The organism is Variovorax sp. VNK109, assembly GCF_049445855.1.
Classification (GTDB): domain Bacteria; phylum Pseudomonadota; class Gammaproteobacteria; order Burkholderiales; family Burkholderiaceae_C; genus JAGOCV01.
This window is the reverse complement of record NZ_JBMSDV010000002.1, coordinates 22,419-38,027: the sequence shown is the minus strand read 5'-3', so window position 1 is coordinate 38,027 and position 15,609 is coordinate 22,419. Positions and strand designations below refer to the sequence as shown.

Here is a 15,609-nt window from a genome sequence, read left to right as displayed (position 1 = left end):
CATGACGCTTTTCACGACCGACTACCTGGAGTACTACCTCACACTCGTTTCCTGGATCGTCAACAACGGCATCTGGGCGGTCCTCGTATCCAGCGGGGTATTCGCGCTGCCTTTCGTCGCCATCGTCGTGCAGGAGTGGTTGAAAGCTCGTGCTGAAGGCGCCGACGAGGGCAATAAAGGCGTGCTGAGCGCCGCCCGCATCGAGAACCGGGTCTTCGTCGCCATCGTGGTGGTGATGTTCGCCGGCATTCCGTTCATCGACGTGGACCTAAACACCATCCAGTACGACAGCTCGCGCTCGGCCCAGTGCCAGGTCAGCGTGGCGCAGCCCGCGGATACCGGCTGGTCGCAGTCCTTCAGCACCATCAACAACCAGTCGGCGAAGGTGCCGGTGTGGTGGGCGTTCATGCACGCGCTCTCGCGCGCCGTCACGGGCGCTTCGGTGGCGGCAATCCCGTGCGGCACGGACCTGCGGCAGATGCGCATGGAGATCGACGCCACGCGCATCGATGATCCGGTGCTGGCTCAGGAAGTAGCGGATTTCTCTCGGGATTGCTATGGGCCTGCACGGGCCAAATTGTTCATGCAGCGCCCTCAACTTGATGAGCAGCAGATGCACGACGTGACCTGGATCGGATCGCGGTTCTTCACCGACACGAACGGGTACTACGACACGTATCGCTCCAGCACGCCGCGCGATGACTGGCCCTATGACAGCAACCGCGACGCTGGGCTGGCCCAGGTATCCAGTGGCGGTGGCTACCCGACCTGCAGGCAATGGTGGGCTGATGGCAGCAATGGCCTGCGGGCACGGCTGCTGGGACAGGTGGACCCGAGCCTGCTCAATCGCCTGGCGGGCTGGGCTGGCTTCCTGAGCCGGGCCGAGGTGGACAATTCGGTGATCCGCGCGATCGCGTCACCGCGGCAGCAGAAGCTGAACCAAGGCAGCGTCTATACCGACTACGGCGGCCAGATCGACAAGACCTTGCCAAACATCGTGACGCGGGCTACGGGAGACGTTGGAATGGCAGTTGGCGCGATTGCCTCGTTTCCCGCGATGGACGTCGTGCGGCAGGCGCTGCCGATGGTGCTCGCCTTGCTCAAGATGGCATTGGTAATCTGCATCCCGCTCGTGCTGGTCGTGGGCACCTATGACTTGAAGACGGTCGTCACGGTCAGCGTCGTGCAGTTCGCGCTGTTCTTCACGGATTTCTGGTTTCAGCTTGCGCGCTGGATCGATTCGACGATCCTGGACGCACTTTATGGCTGGGGGTTCGGCTGGAACCGGCCGCACACCAACTTCGACCCGCTGGTGGGGCTGAACAACGCCTTCGGCGACATGCTCCTGATGTTCGTCACAGGCACGATGTTTCTGGTCCTGCCGACGTTTTGGGTCGCTGCTTTGGGGTGGGTCGGAGTTAAGGCTGGGGTGATTGCTCAGAACCTTGCTGTCGGCTCCAAGGAAGCGCGTGATAGCGCCGGGTCAGGTGTAAACAAGGTAGCCGGCAAGGTTCTGTGACAAACAGGCCAAACCTCAGTCATCGAACGGATCGTTCGGGTCGTGAGGGTCGAGCCGCTGGCCATTGGAAGAATACAGGCCAAAGCCCGCCTCGCCATTGCGCAATTCATCCTGTTGCGTCCAGCGGTCTTCATCTCTAGCCGAATTGCCAGCCATCCATACCGCCGCAACGCCCAGCAGTAGCAACACCGCCAGCCAGAAGGTGGTGTACAGCAGCACCCCGAGCGCAACCAGCTTGACCACCCACACGAGCGCGGTGGCACCGGCCGCCGCCCCCCCCTTTGACACCAACCAGCTCGATGCCCGGCGTTCGCCGCGCACGTAGGCACGCCATCCGCGACCCAAGGTGCGGCCGAGTCGTTCTGCGGTACGGATGCGTGTCGTGGTGTTCATGGTCGTCTCCTGCTATTGAGCGATGCCTATTCCAGTTTGCTCCAATCCTGCTTGCTTGCCTGTATCAGCGCATGCCAGTCGTCTGGTGGGTTCCCGCGCCCGAGCATCTTCTCGAACACGACATACGGGTCCGATTTGCTACCCGAAGACCGCAGGGTCTGTTCATCGTTGACCCAGGCGTACACGATGACCTTCGCCTTCGAGTCATACCGGAAGAACAGCCGGAACCGCCGTCCGATCTTGGCCCTTCGCCAGTGGCGGTGGGCAGGTCCCAAGGTGTTGCCCTGGCGGTACTCGTCGCGTGCCGGATCGCCTGGCACCACATCCAAGATCAACTGGCTCAAGGCCCGGAAGAGCTTGACGTTGGCATTGGACTCGAAGCCCGTCGGGTCGTTCTCCTGCGCGCGCCTCGCGGTCGCATGCAGTTTCTGCAACTGCTCGATCACGCAGTCGTGGAAGAGCAGCGTCCAGCCATGCCGTTGCATCAGAGTTCCACTTTCCCGTCGATCTCCTCGTCCAGGTCCAGACCGTGGCCAGCATGCTCCAGCATGGCGCGGGCCAGATCCTCGGGCAGGCCCTGGACGTTCCGGCCAGCTTCGATGTCGCGGGCCAGCAGGCTCAGGAATGCGCCGATGGCGGGGTCCTCATGCTCGGCATCGACGCGGGTGACGACGACTTCGCTGCCCCGCAGATCGAACGCGAGCTTGCCACCGGCATCGACGCCGAGCGCCTGCCGGATGGGCTTGGGCAGCGTGATCTGGCCTTTGGAGGTCAGCGTGGCAACTTCGTGGATGGCAGGCATGGCGGCTCTCCTGATTGCGATACCCGCATGGTAAGGAAATTTCCTTACTTTGTCAACGTGAAGCCTCACGGCGTTCTCCGAGTCCAAGAATCGGCCCATCGTAGGGCGTGAACAGCCAGCCTTCCTGCATCAATCCGGCCCTGCTGCAACCCGCATTGGCGGTGGACGGTCAGCACCCGTCGCCCTATACCCAAAGGCTGTAAAGGGTCGAAATGGCAAGGGAATGGGGTGCAAGGGGAAAGGCTCTATCCCGAAAAGGCAAAAAGGCCTCCCGCTCGGCCCGCGACAGGACACCCGCATGCTCTCTCTGTTCCAGCGAAAACGGCCCCCGGTCGCTGCCCCGTCGCCAGCGCCCGCCACCGACCTCCCGAAAGGGTTGCTGCGGCCCGAATCGGCCGCATCGCTGCTGGCAACACCGCGCCGGCAGAAGCTGCTGGAACACATCTGGCAGCGCACGTCGCTGTCGCGGCGGCAGTTCGCCACCCTATACCGCACGCCGCTGGAGCACTACGCCGAGTTGGTCCAACAATTCCCCGCATCGGAAAGCCATCACCACGCTTACCCCGGCGGCATGCTGGATCACGGGTTGGAGATCGTCGCCTATGCGCTCAAGCTGCGGCAGTCCCATCTGCTGCCCATTGGCGCCAGTCCCGAAGACCAGGCGGCGCAGTCTGAAGCCTGGACTGCCGCAGTCGCTTATGCCGCGCTGCTGCACGACATCGGCAAGATCGCCGTCGATCTGCACGTCGAACTGGCCGACGGCTCGCTGTGGCACCCCTGGCACGGCCCGCTGCACCAGCCATACCGCTTCCGCTACCGCGACGATCGAGAATATCGGCTCCACAGCGCTGCGACAGGTTTGCTCTACCGCCAACTCCTCGACCGTGATGCCCTGGACTGGCTCAGTGGCTATCCCGACCTGTGGGGACCGCTGCTCTACGTCCTGGCCGGCCAGTACGAGCACGCCGGCGTGCTGGGCGAACTTGTCGTACAGGCCGACCGCGCTTCCGTGGCCCAAGAGTTGGGAGGCGATCCCGCGCGCGCTATGGCCGCCCCCAAGCACGCGCTGCAACGCAAGCTGCTGGACGGGTTGCGCTACCTGCTCAAGGAAGAGTTGAAGCTGAACCAGCCCGAAGCCTCCGATGGCTGGCTCACCGAGGACGCCTTGTGGCTGGTGAGCAAGACGGTTTCGGACAAGCTACGTGCGCACCTGCTGTCAGAGGGCATCGATGGCATCCCTACGAACAACACTGCGGTGTTCAACGTGCTTCAGGACCACGGCATATTGCAGCCGACGTCGGACGGGAAGGCGGTCTGGCGCGCGACCGTGACCAGTGCGACCGGCTGGTCCCACTCATTTACCCTGCTGCGTCTAGCTCCCGCGCTGATCTGGGAAGCTGGCGAACGGCCAGCATCGTTTACCGGCACGGTGGCAATCGACGCTGCGGCAATCGAGAAGGATGCTGGCTCGGAGGCTGCCCCGCCTATGACTGCCGCGAAGCCTGTCTTGGAAGAACAGACGACGCCACCTTGGGAAGGCAGCAGCCCCGCTAACTTGGCTTCACCGCCCGCAGTTCAGCCCCTGCCTGACGTCATGGAAGACATGCTGGCGATGGTGGGCTCCGGACACCTCCTTGCGACGCGACAGGATGCAGAGCCCGTCCCGGCCTTCGCAACGAGTTCGCTGGTACTGCCTGTGCCAGCGTCTAAATCTTCGGCATCGACACAGCAGCCTTCGGGCGAGCACTTCATGGGCTGGCTTAGGCATGGCTTGCAGAGCCGAAAGCTGATCCTCAACGATGCCAAGGCACTGGTGCATACCGTGGACGACACGGTGTTCCTGGTAAGCCCTGGGGTGTTTCAGCGCTATGTCCAGGAGCATCCTCAAGTTCCAGCACTCGCCAAGCAGGATGCCGTTGTCGACTGGCAATGGGTCCAGAAGCGCTTCGAGAAGCTGCAGGTCCATCGCAAGCAGCCCAGCAGCTTAAACATCTGGACCTGCGAGGTCACCGGCCCGCGCAAGTCGCGCAAGCTGCATGGCTACTTACTCGATGACCCTGGCCAACTGTTCGATGAGCGGCCACCGAACAATCCCTACTTGAAACTGGCATAGGTGCTAGATACGGGCCCATAGAGGCACTGGTTGCCTGCCGTGCGCGTAGCATGGATCAACCTCTCTGCTTCATAGAAACGAACGTTGGACACGGTTACGCCGCCGAGGCTGGCGACGTCGCCAACAATTGGCACACGTTCCGTGGCAAAAGGCTTGGCGACCACCGTCGTCGGGGTGGCTGTTCGTACAGATCGTTGTTTCATCATCGTCTCGGCGTGGATCATGTACTGCAGCAAGCACGCCTGCAGCCTCTAGAGTCGAAGAAGTCGACTCGTCTCAAAGCCGGGGGGTGCTGGTGGACAACAGCAAATCGAGGCGGTGTTCGACCAGCACCGCCTCGATGCTGCGCGGCGGCTGACCGGTCATCTGCTCGATGACACCGTCGGAGAACGGCGCCAGCCCGCGTTTGGACACCTCTTCGATGATCAGCGCCTCTCGCACCGTGGATTTCGGAAAGCCCGAGACCTGCAGATGCAGCGCCAGGGCTTCCTCACTGACGGGCACCAGGTCGATGCTGGCTCCGAAGATGATATTGATGCTGTTCACCAGCGCCTCGGCGGTGAGAGCCTGCGGGCCGGTGATCGCCAGCTCTCCGGGCGGAACAGGGTCCGCCCGCAGTACCGCCGCAGCGGTGCGCGCCACGTCCTCGCCCGCCACGTAAGGCAGTCTGCCTTGCGGCGCTGAGCAAAACCATTTCCCGCACCGAAGCGCCAGGATGATCCGCGGAAACAATCGCTCCATAGGCCAACTCACCCGCAAGACTGACAAGGCTAGGTTGCGAGCCTCGCATGACGGTTGGAGAGGTGTCACAGCGCAGCGGCCTGCCCGTATCCACGATCCACTTCTACGAGTCCAAGGGCCTGATCCAGAGCGAACGCACGTCCGGAAATCAGCGGAGATACTCGCCCGCTATCTTGAGGTATCTGGCCATCGTCAAAGTCGCGCAGCGGGCCGGACTATCGCTGGACGAAGTGCTCGACGCTCTCGGGCAGTATCAGCCGGGCGTTCATCTGACTGCTGCGCATTGGCGCCGTGTGGCGTCTAGGTGGCGTGAAGACCTTGACGACCGCATTACGCAGTTGATGCGGCTGCGGGACGAACTCGGGGGATGTATCGGGTGCGGTTGTCTCTCTCTCAAAGAGTGCCCGTTGCGTAATCCGGGCGACATACTCGCAGGCCAGGGGCCCGGTGCGCGTATCCTTGAGCGAGAATAGGCGGGACTTGTGAGATTGACAGTCGACTGAGTGGATCGCGCCGGCAGGGTCGACGTAGGGCGATGTATCCGCTACGCCGACCGCCGCAGTTCACGTCGTCTAAGTCGGCCGTGAGATTGCTGAAAATTCATTCGGCATTTTTGTGCAGCGAACAGTCCGCACGACCATTACCAACGAAGTGCGACAGGCCTCGTTCGCTTTCCTTGGGTCTCGTCTGTTCCTCACAGCGCGCAATCATTCGGACGTATTCAAAGGCCCCATGAGCGCAGCAATGATAGGGCAAGGAAGCGCCTCTCCCGTGTCTTCGCACCTCTCCAGCATGTCTCTCAGAGCGCCTCGCATGCGCTGAAGGTCGCCAACCTTCTCATCGATCTGGTCAAGGCGCCGCCGTGTCACCGTCTGAATAGCCCGGCGATTCCGCCCATCCTCCAGATCCAAGAGCGACTTCACCTCGTCCAGCGAGAACCCAAGGCTCTGAGCGCGCTTGATGAAGCCGATCCGCTGGATCATCGAAGCGGGGTAGCGCCGGAAGCTGCCGGCGTTCTTCGGGATCGGCAACAGGCCGCGTCCCTGGTAGTAGCGGATTGTCTCCACGCCGACGCCAGCGACCTTCGCCAGCCTGCCAACCGTCATCCAATCACCCAAACCTTCGTTCATCGAGCGATCCACTGTCTATTCACGAGCAACACAGAATAACGCAGTACCGCGTAGTTGACCCTTGCCTCCATTTGATCCAAATCAATTTCCCGCAGCTCAGTTGGGAATAGGATCACAGGTGTCAATGGGTCAATAGGCCGCACATGCGCACACTTCTCAACCACCGCAGGATTCGCGCCATCGCGTGGATGGTGCTCGGGGTATGGCTGTTTGCGCTCGGGGCCGGGGTGGCCAATGCCTGCCTTCTGGAGTCTCCGCAGCAACATCGGCATGCTGTCGGGTATGAGCATGTCCCATCGTCCGGGCATGGAAATCATGAAGGCCTCCATGGTGAGCACGAAGAAGGTTCCCACGACCCGTCGAAGGCCCCGTGCCTGAAGCTCTGCGGCGACGTCAACCAGTCCGCCATTCAGAAAGCACCAACCTTCGCGTTCGACCTCGTCGGTTTGGCGCCTCCCGCCTATGGAGACCAGCTGCTGGCTCCGACGTTGGCTCTGCGAGCCATCCCATCGAGGGGTCACCAGCGACCACCTCCCAAGCGGCCGTCGTGGCTGCTGTTCGAGCGTCTCGCGCTGTAGCGCCTCCTTTGAGTTGCCGTGTCGGTCACACCCGGCGCACAACTCATAAGCCTTGACTCTGTACCCGACTACGGAGTTTTCATAGGGCTTCGTCCGCTTGCGGCGACATCGGTTTCGCCCCAATGGCAGGCACCCGCGGCTAAAGGAGAGAGAAATGAAATTCACGCATTCGATCGCGGCCATCGTTGGCGCCGCACTGGTCACCTTGTCTGCGTTCGCGCAGGACAACCATCAGGCCCATCACCCCGCAGGTGCGAGTCCGACCGCGGCCGAGACGCCAAGGGCGCCGACCACCGAGGGCATGGATGCGCAACTGAAGTCGATGCAGGCCATGCACGAACGGATGGTGGCTGCGAAGACGCCTGCGCAGCGCAAGGCGCTCATGGCCGAACACATGCAGGCCATGCGGGCTGGCATGGCGATGATGGGCGCAATGAAGGATGGAGCCGAGTCGGCGCCGACAGCTGAGCGGCAGCAAATGCTCGAAATGCGCATGGACATGTGCCAGTCCATGATGCAGATGATGATGGACCGGATGCCTGAGCCGGCGAAGTGAGGAGGACGACCATGACAACTTCTCACCGCACCGGTCCAAGGTTTTCGCGCTCGCGATGGTTCCTGGGCTTTCTGGTCTTCCTGGCCGTGAGCATCTACATGCTGCTGACGGAACACCGCGGGCACTACCTGGCCGCGCTGCCACTGGTCCTCCTGGCGACTTGCGTCATCGCTCATGTGCTGATGCATCGCCATGCCGTACCAGGCGACGGTAGCAAGGCGAATCCACCGTACCCGGGAGAGCGCAAATGAACCACGATGCGCCCGCTTATGGGCTTTGGCTGCTCGTCCTCGTGAACTCGGCGGTCTTCATCATGTTCGCCTTCAGCTTCTTCAAACCGCAGACCTCGCGCGACTGGAGAACCTTCGGGACATTCGCAGCGTTCATTGTTGCCTTGTTCGTCGAGATGTACGGCTTTCCGCTGACGCTGTACGTGCTGTCCGGCTGGCTTCAGACCAAGTATCCCAGTCTGGACTTGCTGTCGCACAACAGCGGCCATCTCTGGTCGACCCTGCTGGGCGAGAGCGGCGACCCTCACTTCAGCCCGCTTCATATCGCGAGCTACATCTTCATCGGGGGCGGCTTCTGGCTTCTGTCGAGCGCCTGGACGGTGCTCTACCACGCGCAACGGCACGCCCAACTTGCCGTGAGCGGCCCATACGCCAGGATTCGGCACCCGCAGTATGTGGCCTTCGTGGCGATCCTTTTCGGCTTTCTGCTGCAGTGGCCGACGCTGTTGACGCTGCTGATGTTCCCCTTCCTCGTCGTGATGTATTCGAGGCTGGCTGTCAACGAGGAGAAGGACATGCGCAAGCAGTTCGGCGCCGAGTTCGACGCCTATGCCGCGCGCACGCCGCGCTTCCTTCCCTCCCTCTCGGACACGCGCCAGCGAGGCTGACATGAAGAAGACCCGCTGGCGTCAGCGCATCAATCGACCGTACCTGGCTGCAGCCTACGGACAAGGCGATGGCTGCGGCTCCCGCTCGGATGCGGACATGAGCGCCGCGCCCCGCCGGGCGTCGACACACGCAATGCTGATCGCCTGCGACCAGACCTAACGGAGAACCCATGGCAAAGAACAAGAAGGGCGCCAAAGGCGCCAAGCACAAGGCCGATGTGGACGGCACCGGCACTGCCCACGGCTCAGCGCGCGACGAGACAGCGACACGCTCGATCGGCCGCGAGGACTACGAAGCACAGTTGCACATGCTGCAGATCGAACTGGTGAAACTGCAGCGGCATTTCATCAAATGCAACGACCGTATCCTGATCCTCTTGGAGGGAAGGGACGGCGCAGGCAAGGACGGCAGCATCAAGCGGCTGGTCGAACACCTGAGTCCTCGGGAAACACGGGTCGTCGCGCTAGGAAAGCCCTCCGACCGGGATCGCACGGGCTGGTACTTCCAGCGCTACGTCCCGCACCTGCCAGTTGGCGAAGAGCTCGTGGTGTTCAACCGCAGTTGGTACAACCGTGCGGGCGTGGAACCGGTGATGGGCTTCTGTACCGCCGAGGAGCACGAGGAATTCATGAACTCAGTGCCCAAGTTCGAGGAGATGCTGGTCAACTCCGGTATCAAGCTGCTGAAGTATTACCTCGACATCGGCAAGAAGGAGCAGAGCCGCCGGCTCGGGGAACGCCGCCGTGATCCCCTCAAACAGTGGAAGTCGAGCCCGGTGGATGCCGTCGCGCTTAAGCACTGGGACGGCTATACACGGGCGCGCGACGAGATGTTCATGCGCACCCATACGGCCGCGGCGCCCTGGTCTGTCGTGCACGCCGACAACAAACGGTTGGCGAGGCTCAACCTGATCAGAGACATCCTCTCCCGGCTGCACTACGCCGGCAAGAAGCACAAGGTCATCGCTCCCGACCGGGAGATCGTCTTCGAGTTCTCGCAGGACTGCCTGGACTCGGGCCGACTCGCTCGTTGAGACCACGAACACAGCGAACAGGAAGAACAGCCATGAAGTCGATCAACGTTGAAGTCGGAGGGCTCGTATCGAGCCTGAGCGCGGAGGGAGTACGCCGCAAGCTGCTGCAGCTTCCCGGCGTCCATCATGCAGATGTCAACTATGTTGCGGGAAGCGCAACGGTCCATCTCGATGAGGGACAACTCAGTGTCGAGGATCTGCGCCAGCGCATCGCCGAATGCGGCTATCACTGCCGTGGCGAGCAGACGCCCAAGCACGTGTGCGCGCCCGCCGCTGGCGTCTCTGCCGACCCCAGCCATGCGGTGCACGGCCATCACGGCGCACCCGCACGTCAGGCGCAAGAGATGGGGCATGAGGGGCACCACGCGCATGCCCCCGCCACGGCCGCACGCGCGAAGGCTGCGGCCACGACGCCCGCCGCCCATGCTGCGCACCAGGCCCACGCAGGCGACCCTGCGATGGACGACATGATGCACGACATGGGCCACGGGTCGGGCTCGATGCAGGACATGGCTCGGGACATGCGCAATCGCTTCTTCGTGGCCCTGGTCTTCGCCATTCCCGTGTTCTTCTATTCCCCGATGGGGAAGATGTTCGGCGACTTCCAGACGCCGTTCGGGCTGGACGACAAGCTCTTTCTTTTCTTCCTCGCAAGTGCCGCGATCATCTATCCAGGTTGGCCTTTCTACGTGGCGGCGTGGCGCGCGCTGCGCAACGGCGTCGCCAACATGGCCACGTTGGTCGTGCTGTCGGTGGGCACCGGCTACCTGTTCAGCATCGGCGCGACCTTCTTCTACGAGGGTGAGGTGTTCTATGAAGCGGCATCGGTGCTGCTGGTCTTCATCCTGCTGGGGCACTGGCTGGAGATGCGCGCCCGCGCGGGCGCATCCGACGCGATTCGCGCGTTGATGGATCTCGCCCCACCCATGGCCACGGTCGTGCGCAACGGGGTGGAGACCAAGGTACCGACCGCCGAGGTTGCAGCCGGGGAACTGGTCGTGATCAAGCCCGGCGACAAGATCCCGGTGGATGGCGAGATCGTCGAGGGCGCGTCGCAAGTGGACGAGTCGATGCTGACGGGCGAGTCCATGCCGGTCAAGAAGGGCGTGGGCAGCACCGTCGTAGGCGCCAGCATCAACAAGAGCGGGAGCTTTCGCTACAAGGCCACGAAGGTCGGCGCGGACACGGCCTTGGCGCAGATTGTCAAGCTGGTCCAGGAGGCCCAGAACTCGAAGGCCCCCGGCCAGCTGCTGGCCGACCACGCATCCCAGTGGCTGGTGCTGGCGGCGATCGTGATTGGCCTGCTGACCTTCAGCGTCTGGTACTGGGTGATGGGACAGACATTACTGTTCGCACTCACCTTGACCATCACCGTGTTCGTGATCGCATGCCCTGATGCGCTGGGGCTGGCCACCCCGATGGCCATCATGGTCGGGACCGGGCTGGGCGCAATGAACGGCATTCTCTTCAAGAATGCGGCCGCATTGGAGAACGCCACCAAGTTGACGGTCGTGGTGTTCGACAAGACCGGCACCTTGACACTGGGGCAGCCCGATGTCGTCGAGATGGTGGCCGCGCCCGGTGTCGAGGAGACGCGGCTTCTGGCGACGGCCGCCGCGGTGGAGAAGTTCTCCGAGCACCCCCTCGCGCTCGCAGTGCTCAAGCGTGCGGAAGACATGCCGACGGAGGTCACCGAGAACTTCACCAACATCGATGGGCAAGGCGCACGGGCCACTATCGGGGGCGAGACGGTGCTCCTGGGCAACCGGCTGCTGATGCAGTCGGAACAGGTGGATCTGGCCCCCCTTGCCAGCGAGGCGGCGCGGCTGCAAGGCGGGGGGCGCACTGTGGTCCACGTCGCGCGCGGTGGCCGGCTGATCGGCCTCATCGCGATCGCCGATGCCGTGCGGCCGACCTCGCGCGAGACGATCGCCAAGCTGCAGGCACGCGGCGTGAAGGTCGCGATGCTGACCGGCGACAACCAGGCGACCGCCGAGCGCATCGGCAAGGAACTGGGTATCGACATCGTGCTTGCGGATGTGTTGCCCGGGCAGAAGGCCTCCAAGATCAAGGAACTGCAGCAGCAGGGTCACAAGGTCGGCATGGTCGGCGACGGCATCAACGACGCTCCGGCGCTGACGCAGGCCGACGTGGGCTTTGCGATTGGCGCGGGGACGGACGTTGCGATGGAAAGCGCCCAGGTGGTGTTGATGAAGAGTGACCCCTACGACGTGGTCGGGGCCATCGAACTGTCCCGGGCGACGCTGCGCAAGATGCACCAGAACCTCTGGTGGGCCGTGGCCTACAACGTGATCGCCTTCCCGCTGGCGGCCGGGGTGCTGTATCCGTTCACCTTGTCGCCCGAGGTCGCTGCATTGTCCATGTCGGGCAGTTCCGCGATCGTCGCGATCAATGCGCTGATGCTCAAGCGCACGCGCCTGCCGGGGATCAAGCGCGTGACGTCGCGTGTCAGTGTCCCAGCGGCCGCGTCAGCCTGAGCGGCGGGCCACCATGGTAGAGAGCCGCGCCATGCGATCACCGCGCGAATCCGGGCCCACCCGCCAGCAAGACCTCGGCGTCGCGCAGCTGGGTTGGCTCGCTGCGGCCGTATTCGTCGTCTCGGCCGGATATGGGGCACTGATGCCCTTGATCCCCGACTGGCTGCGGCCCTTGATGGGCGACGCGGATCCTGCGGCGCTTGCGCGCCATGTCGGCTACCTCAGCGGCATCTACACGGCGGGCATCCTGCTGGGTGCGCCCCTGTGGGGCATGCTGGCGGACAGGCTGGGGCGTGCCCGCGTGTTGCTGGTGGGCCTGATCGGCTACGTGGCCAGCCTGCTCCCGCTGCTGCGCCCCGAGTCCCTGGGCGTGGTCGGCATCTATGCGCTGCGCGGCGCGACGGGCTTTTTTGTGGCCGCGGTCGTGCCGGTGGTGCCGGCGCTCGTCGCGCAGTACACCCCAGAATCGATTCGCGCCAGGCGCTTTGCATGGCTGGGTGCGATGTCGCTGCTCGGGTTCCTGTTCGGCCCCGGCCTGAACGCCGCTGCAGAACGGCTTGTCGGCCTGGGCTTCTTGAGCGTGCTGGTACAGGGCTCATCGACCACGCTCGTAATCGCACTCTCGGCCGCGCTCGGCGCGCTGATGATGCTGGGCCTGGCCGCAACGCTTCCCGCACCTTCCTCCCTTGGAGAGGCGGACGCAGCCGATCACGACGGAGCACCCCGGAGCCGCTCCCTGGCGCTCTGGATTCTCAACGGTGTGGTCATGTTCGTGCTTGCCGGCTTTGAACTCGGCATCGTGCTGCAGGGCCAGCGCCACCCCGATCTCTCCTCCCGAGAGGTGTCGTTGATGTTCGCCGAGTGCAGTCTGGTGATGCTGGGCGTCAACGCGGTGCTGTTCTTCACCGGCCTGCTGGAGCGCGCCGACCCACGCCGCGTACTGGCCTGCGGCATGGTCCTGGGCATCGCCGGGCTCCTGATGCTGGCCCGCCATGGCAGCGAGATGTGGCTGTACGTCGGCGTGAGTTTCACGGCTGCGGGCACGGGTCTCGTGCTCCCCACCCTGGCCTACCTCGCTGCCGGCACCTCGGCGCGGCGGCTCGGTATCGCGATGGGAGGGCTCGCCGCGGCAGCCGGCCTCGGACAAACACTGGGATCGGCCGCCACCGGATGGCTATTCGGCGCTGTGATGCAGAGCACCTTTGCGTGGCTGTCGATTCCACTGGCCGCCACCCTCGCGCTGCTGCTCATTCCGCGGCGTTGGTGGCCAGCCAACCCCGTCCTGGTGAGCGCTTCACCGTCCCGCACTTTTCTCACTTCCACGGAAACCGAACCATGAGACTGATCCTGATGTCCCTGCTCGCAGCGCTTGCCCTGTCGCTGAGCGGATGCGGCTACAACGACTTCCAGCGGCTGGACGAGCAGACCAAGTCCGCCTGGTCCGAGGTGCTGAACCAGTACCAGCGGCGCGCCGACCTGATCCCCAACATCGTCGCGACCGTCAAGGGCGAGACCAACTTCGAGCAGGAGACGCTGACCCGGGTGGTCGAGGCCCGCGCGAAGGCGACCTCGATCCAGGCCACGCCGGAACTCGTCAACAACCCCGAGGCGTTCCAGAAGTTCCAGGCGGCACAGGGCGAACTGTCCGGCGCGCTGAGCCGGCTGCTGGTGGTGAGCGAGAACTACCCGCAACTCAAGGCGAACCAGGCTTTTCAAGACCTGCGTGCCCAACTTGAGGGCACGGAGAACCGCATCACCGTGGCGCGTGGGCGCTACGTGAAGGCGGTGCAGGATTACAACGTGCTCACGCGCAGCTTCCCGACCAACATCACGGCCAAGCTGTTCAGCTACGTCGTCAAGCCCAATTTCTCGGTCGCCGACGAGAAGGCCATGGCGGCGCCGCCACAGGTCGATTTCGGCGCCTCGTCGCCGGCGGCGCGCCCCTGACATGAGAACGCCCAGAACAGCGGTGCTCTCTCCGGCGGCCCCTCTTCGGCTGGCCCACGCTCTGGCCTGGCTGCTGCTGAGCCTGTTCCTTTCGGTCGCGTCCGCGCAGGAGTTGGTCGCCGTTCCCCCGCTGCAGGCGCGCGTCACCGATCTCACGGGAACGCTCGCCGCCGATCGTGTCGCCGCGCTGGATGCGCAGCTTCGGGCCTTCGAGCAACGCAAGGGCGTGCAGATCGCCGTGCTGATGGTCCGCTCGACGCGGCCCGAACCCGTCGAGCAGTACACCCTGCGGGTGGTAGAGCAATGGAAGCTCGGCCGTCGCAAGGTGGACGACGGCGCGTTGCTCCTGGTGGCCAAGGACGACCGCACCGTGCGCATCGAAGTCGGATACGGCATCGAGGGTGCGCTGAGCGACGTGGTATCGCGGCGCATCATCGACGAGGTGATCACGCCGCGCCTGCGCCAGGGCGATTTCGACGGCGGCATCGCCGCAGGCGCCGAACAGATCATGCGGGTGATCGATGGCGAGGCCCTGCCTGCGGCGGACCCACGGCGGCAGGGGCAGACCAACGACATCGGGCAGGCCTGGCCCTTCCTGTTCGTCGCGGCCCTGATGCTGGGCGGAGTGCTGCGCAACGCCCTCGGCCGCCTTCCAGGCTCCCTGGTCACGGCTGGCGTGCTGGGTGCCGCTGCGTGGCTGTTGGTGGGCACCTTCGCGGTGGCCGCGGTGGCTGGACTGGCGGGATTCCTCGTCACGCTGCTGGGCATCGGCATGGGTGGCCACGGCGGCCTGCACGGGCGCCACCGGGGAGGCGGCTGGCCGGGCGGAGGATTCCGCGGCGGCGGCGGCGGCTTCGGTGGCGGCGGCGCGTCAGGACGGTGGTGAGATGAACATGCAACGACTTCTTCGCCACCTTGCGACCACGGATCGCGCAGTCCGCCGCGCCTTCCCCCCGCGTGCCCTGGATGCGATCGAGCAGGCCATCCGCACGGGAGAGTTCCAGCATGGGGGCCAACTGCGCTTCGTGGTCGAGGGTGCGCTGGACGGATCGCCACTGTGGCGCAACCAATCGCCGGGCGAGCGGGCGCTGGACCTGTTCGCACGCCTGGGTGTGTGGGATACGGCGCACAACAGCGGCGTCCTGATCTACGTGCTGCTGGCCGACCGGGCCGTGGAGATCGTGGCCGATCGCGGCATCCATGCCTGTTGCGGTGCCGAAAGGTGGTCGGCTGTGTGCCAGCGCATGGAAGCCCAGTTTGCGCAGGGACGCTTCGAGGCCGGAGCCCTGGAAGGCATCGTGGCCGTCAGCCACCTGCTGGTGCAGCACTTTCCGCGGGGCGCGGACCACGGCAACGAGTTGCCGGATCGGCCGGTCCTTCTTTGAACGACAACATCCTTG

General features: G+C 64.1%; 20 protein-coding genes. 14 read left to right on the top strand and 6 right to left on the bottom strand.

Annotated features, from left to right (window positions below; all coding sequences use genetic code 11):
• Position 1 precedes the first annotated feature (1 nt).
• The gene (locus ACO2Q9_RS07655; RefSeq protein WP_042992643.1) at positions 2–1,519 is read left to right on the top strand and encodes a conjugal transfer protein TraG N-terminal domain-containing protein; all 1,518 of its coding nucleotides are present in this window, start codon (positions 2–4) and stop codon (positions 1,517–1,519) included.
• A gap of 15 nt (positions 1,520–1,534) precedes the next feature.
• Here ACO2Q9_RS07655 and ACO2Q9_RS07650 read toward each other — a convergent pair whose 3' ends face one another.
• Genes ACO2Q9_RS07650 through ACO2Q9_RS07640 form a run of 3 tightly spaced genes read right to left on the bottom strand, consistent with a single transcriptional unit; the run spans position 1,535 to position 2,714 of the window.
• Positions 1,535–1,912 (bottom strand): DUF3742 family protein, encoded by a 378-nt coding sequence (locus tag ACO2Q9_RS07650; RefSeq protein ID WP_013391812.1) that lies wholly within the window; start codon positions 1,910–1,912, stop codon positions 1,535–1,537.
• A gap of 26 nt (positions 1,913–1,938) precedes the next feature.
• On the bottom strand, positions 1,939–2,397 hold the full coding sequence (locus tag ACO2Q9_RS07645) for a type II toxin-antitoxin system YhaV family toxin (protein ID WP_013391813.1): 459 nt from the start codon (positions 2,395–2,397) through the stop codon (positions 1,939–1,941).
• Complete coding sequence (locus ACO2Q9_RS07640; protein ID WP_013391814.1) at positions 2,397–2,714, bottom strand: type II toxin-antitoxin system PrlF family antitoxin; 318 nt, start codon at positions 2,712–2,714, stop codon at positions 2,397–2,399. Before ACO2Q9_RS07640 ends, ACO2Q9_RS07645 begins: the two co-directional genes overlap by 1 nt.
• 298 nt (positions 2,715–3,012) lie before the next feature.
• On the opposite strand from ACO2Q9_RS07640, the gene mobH reads away from it, so the two are divergent.
• Positions 3,013–4,827: a MobH family relaxase gene (gene mobH / locus ACO2Q9_RS07635; protein WP_010791736.1), complete on the top strand. Its 1,815-nt coding sequence runs from the start codon at positions 3,013–3,015 to the stop codon at positions 4,825–4,827.
• Here the strand turns inward: mobH and ACO2Q9_RS07630 are convergent.
• Both ACO2Q9_RS07630 and ACO2Q9_RS07625 read right to left on the bottom strand, forming a co-directional pair.
• Entirely contained in the window at positions 4,809–5,030 is a 222-nt protein-coding gene (locus ACO2Q9_RS07630; protein WP_099459023.1) for a MerR family DNA-binding transcriptional regulator, read from the bottom strand. The two genes, mobH and ACO2Q9_RS07630, sit on opposite strands and share 19 nt — an antisense overlap.
• 73 nt (positions 5,031–5,103) lie before the next feature.
• Positions 5,104–5,484 carry a hypothetical protein gene (locus ACO2Q9_RS07625; RefSeq protein ID WP_006226035.1) on the bottom strand — a complete coding sequence of 127 codons (381 nt, stop codon included), beginning with the start codon at positions 5,482–5,484 and terminating at the stop codon, positions 5,104–5,106.
• 131 nt (positions 5,485–5,615) lie between these two features.
• Here ACO2Q9_RS07625 and soxR point away from each other — a divergent pair, with 131 nt between their 5' ends.
• Positions 5,616–6,041 carry a redox-sensitive transcriptional activator SoxR gene (soxR, locus tag ACO2Q9_RS07620; RefSeq protein WP_006226036.1) on the top strand — a complete coding sequence of 142 codons (426 nt, stop codon included), beginning with the start codon at positions 5,616–5,618 and terminating at the stop codon, positions 6,039–6,041.
• Positions 6,042–6,275: 234 nt separating this feature from the next.
• Here the strand turns inward: soxR and ACO2Q9_RS07615 are convergent, their stop codons facing one another.
• Positions 6,276–6,698, bottom strand: a complete 423-nt coding sequence (locus ACO2Q9_RS07615) for a MerR family transcriptional regulator (RefSeq protein ID WP_003090234.1) — start codon at positions 6,696–6,698, stop codon at positions 6,276–6,278.
• Positions 6,699–6,841: 143 nt separating this feature from the next.
• Here ACO2Q9_RS07615 and ACO2Q9_RS07610 point away from each other — a divergent pair, with 143 nt between their 5' ends.
• From ACO2Q9_RS07610 to ACO2Q9_RS07560, 11 genes are all read left to right on the top strand, one after another.
• Complete coding sequence (locus ACO2Q9_RS07610; RefSeq protein ID WP_079279895.1) at positions 6,842–7,276, top strand: hypothetical protein; 435 nt, start codon at positions 6,842–6,844, stop codon at positions 7,274–7,276.
• A gap of 154 nt (positions 7,277–7,430) precedes the next feature.
• Positions 7,431–7,832 (top strand): hypothetical protein, encoded by a 402-nt coding sequence (locus tag ACO2Q9_RS07605; protein ID WP_003090236.1) that lies wholly within the window; start codon positions 7,431–7,433, stop codon positions 7,830–7,832.
• An 11-nt stretch (positions 7,833–7,843) separates the two neighbouring features.
• Complete coding sequence (locus tag ACO2Q9_RS07600) at positions 7,844–8,083, top strand: DUF2933 domain-containing protein (RefSeq protein ID WP_003090237.1); 240 nt, start codon at positions 7,844–7,846, stop codon at positions 8,081–8,083.
• Positions 8,080–8,730, top strand: coding sequence for a methyltransferase family protein (locus ACO2Q9_RS07595; RefSeq protein ID WP_003090238.1), 651 nt, complete (start codon positions 8,080–8,082; stop codon positions 8,728–8,730). The genes ACO2Q9_RS07600 and ACO2Q9_RS07595 overlap by 4 nt, the downstream gene beginning before the upstream one ends.
• Position 8,731: 1 nt before the next feature.
• Positions 8,732–8,890 carry a hypothetical protein gene (locus tag ACO2Q9_RS07590; protein WP_010791738.1) on the top strand — a complete coding sequence of 53 codons (159 nt, stop codon included), beginning with the start codon at positions 8,732–8,734 and terminating at the stop codon, positions 8,888–8,890.
• Between the two features lie 10 nt (positions 8,891–8,900).
• Positions 8,901–9,764, top strand: coding sequence for a polyphosphate kinase 2 (ppk2, locus tag ACO2Q9_RS07585; protein WP_003090242.1), 864 nt, complete (start codon positions 8,901–8,903; stop codon positions 9,762–9,764).
• 32 nt (positions 9,765–9,796) lie between these two features.
• Positions 9,797–12,262, top strand: coding sequence for a heavy metal translocating P-type ATPase (locus tag ACO2Q9_RS07580; RefSeq protein WP_031687142.1), 2,466 nt, complete (start codon positions 9,797–9,799; stop codon positions 12,260–12,262).
• 31 nt (positions 12,263–12,293) lie between these two features.
• Positions 12,294–13,601: an MFS transporter gene (locus ACO2Q9_RS07575; RefSeq protein ID WP_015012974.1), complete on the top strand. Its 1,308-nt coding sequence runs from the start codon at positions 12,294–12,296 to the stop codon at positions 13,599–13,601.
• Positions 13,598–14,209 (top strand): LemA family protein, encoded by a 612-nt coding sequence (locus ACO2Q9_RS07570; RefSeq protein WP_003121536.1) that lies wholly within the window; start codon positions 13,598–13,600, stop codon positions 14,207–14,209. The genes ACO2Q9_RS07575 and ACO2Q9_RS07570 overlap by 4 nt, the downstream gene beginning before the upstream one ends.
• Position 14,210: 1 nt before the next feature.
• On the top strand, positions 14,211–15,095 hold the full coding sequence (locus tag ACO2Q9_RS07565; protein WP_009516027.1) for a TPM domain-containing protein: 885 nt from the start codon (positions 14,211–14,213) through the stop codon (positions 15,093–15,095).
• A 1-nt stretch (position 15,096) separates the two neighbouring features.
• Entirely contained in the window at positions 15,097–15,594 is a 498-nt protein-coding gene (locus ACO2Q9_RS07560) for a TPM domain-containing protein (RefSeq protein ID WP_003121538.1), read from the top strand.
• The last annotated feature ends 15 nt before the right edge of the window (positions 15,595–15,609 follow it).

Excerpts from the sequence above, each read along its gene's own strand:
- ACO2Q9_RS07645 (WP_013391813.1), bottom strand. The coding sequence starts at position 2,397 with ATGCAACGGCATGGCTGGACGCTGCTCTTCCACGACTGCGTGATCGAG.
- ACO2Q9_RS07655 (WP_042992643.1), top strand. The coding sequence starts at position 2 with ATGACGCTTTTCACGACCGACTACCTGGAGTACTACCTCACACTCGTT.
- ACO2Q9_RS07605 (WP_003090236.1), top strand. The coding sequence starts at position 7,431 with ATGAAATTCACGCATTCGATCGCGGCCATCGTTGGCGCCGCACTGGTC.
- ACO2Q9_RS07595 (WP_003090238.1), top strand. The coding sequence starts at position 8,080 with ATGAACCACGATGCGCCCGCTTATGGGCTTTGGCTGCTCGTCCTCGTG.
- ACO2Q9_RS07590 (WP_010791738.1), top strand. The coding sequence starts at position 8,732 with ATGAAGAAGACCCGCTGGCGTCAGCGCATCAATCGACCGTACCTGGCT.
- ACO2Q9_RS07575 (WP_015012974.1), top strand. The coding sequence starts at position 12,294 with ATGCGATCACCGCGCGAATCCGGGCCCACCCGCCAGCAAGACCTCGGC.
- ACO2Q9_RS07560 (WP_003121538.1), top strand. The coding sequence starts at position 15,097 with ATGAACATGCAACGACTTCTTCGCCACCTTGCGACCACGGATCGCGCA.
- ACO2Q9_RS07565 (WP_009516027.1), top strand. The coding sequence starts at position 14,211 with ATGAGAACGCCCAGAACAGCGGTGCTCTCTCCGGCGGCCCCTCTTCGG.
- ACO2Q9_RS07580 (WP_031687142.1), top strand. The coding sequence starts at position 9,797 with ATGAAGTCGATCAACGTTGAAGTCGGAGGGCTCGTATCGAGCCTGAGC.
- ppk2 (WP_003090242.1), top strand. The coding sequence starts at position 8,901 with ATGGCAAAGAACAAGAAGGGCGCCAAAGGCGCCAAGCACAAGGCCGAT.
- ACO2Q9_RS07600 (WP_003090237.1), top strand. The coding sequence starts at position 7,844 with ATGACAACTTCTCACCGCACCGGTCCAAGGTTTTCGCGCTCGCGATGG.
- ACO2Q9_RS07615 (WP_003090234.1), bottom strand. The coding sequence starts at position 6,698 with ATGAACGAAGGTTTGGGTGATTGGATGACGGTTGGCAGGCTGGCGAAG.
- ACO2Q9_RS07650 (WP_013391812.1), bottom strand. The coding sequence starts at position 1,912 with ATGAACACCACGACACGCATCCGTACCGCAGAACGACTCGGCCGCACC.
- mobH (WP_010791736.1), top strand. The coding sequence starts at position 3,013 with ATGCTCTCTCTGTTCCAGCGAAAACGGCCCCCGGTCGCTGCCCCGTCG.
- ACO2Q9_RS07570 (WP_003121536.1), top strand. The coding sequence starts at position 13,598 with ATGAGACTGATCCTGATGTCCCTGCTCGCAGCGCTTGCCCTGTCGCTG.
- ACO2Q9_RS07630 (WP_099459023.1), bottom strand. The coding sequence starts at position 5,030 with ATGAAACAACGATCTGTACGAACAGCCACCCCGACGACGGTGGTCGCC.
- ACO2Q9_RS07640 (WP_013391814.1), bottom strand. The coding sequence starts at position 2,714 with ATGCCTGCCATCCACGAAGTTGCCACGCTGACCTCCAAAGGCCAGATC.
- ACO2Q9_RS07610 (WP_079279895.1), top strand. The coding sequence starts at position 6,842 with ATGCGCACACTTCTCAACCACCGCAGGATTCGCGCCATCGCGTGGATG.
- soxR (WP_006226036.1), top strand. The coding sequence starts at position 5,616 with ATGACGGTTGGAGAGGTGTCACAGCGCAGCGGCCTGCCCGTATCCACG.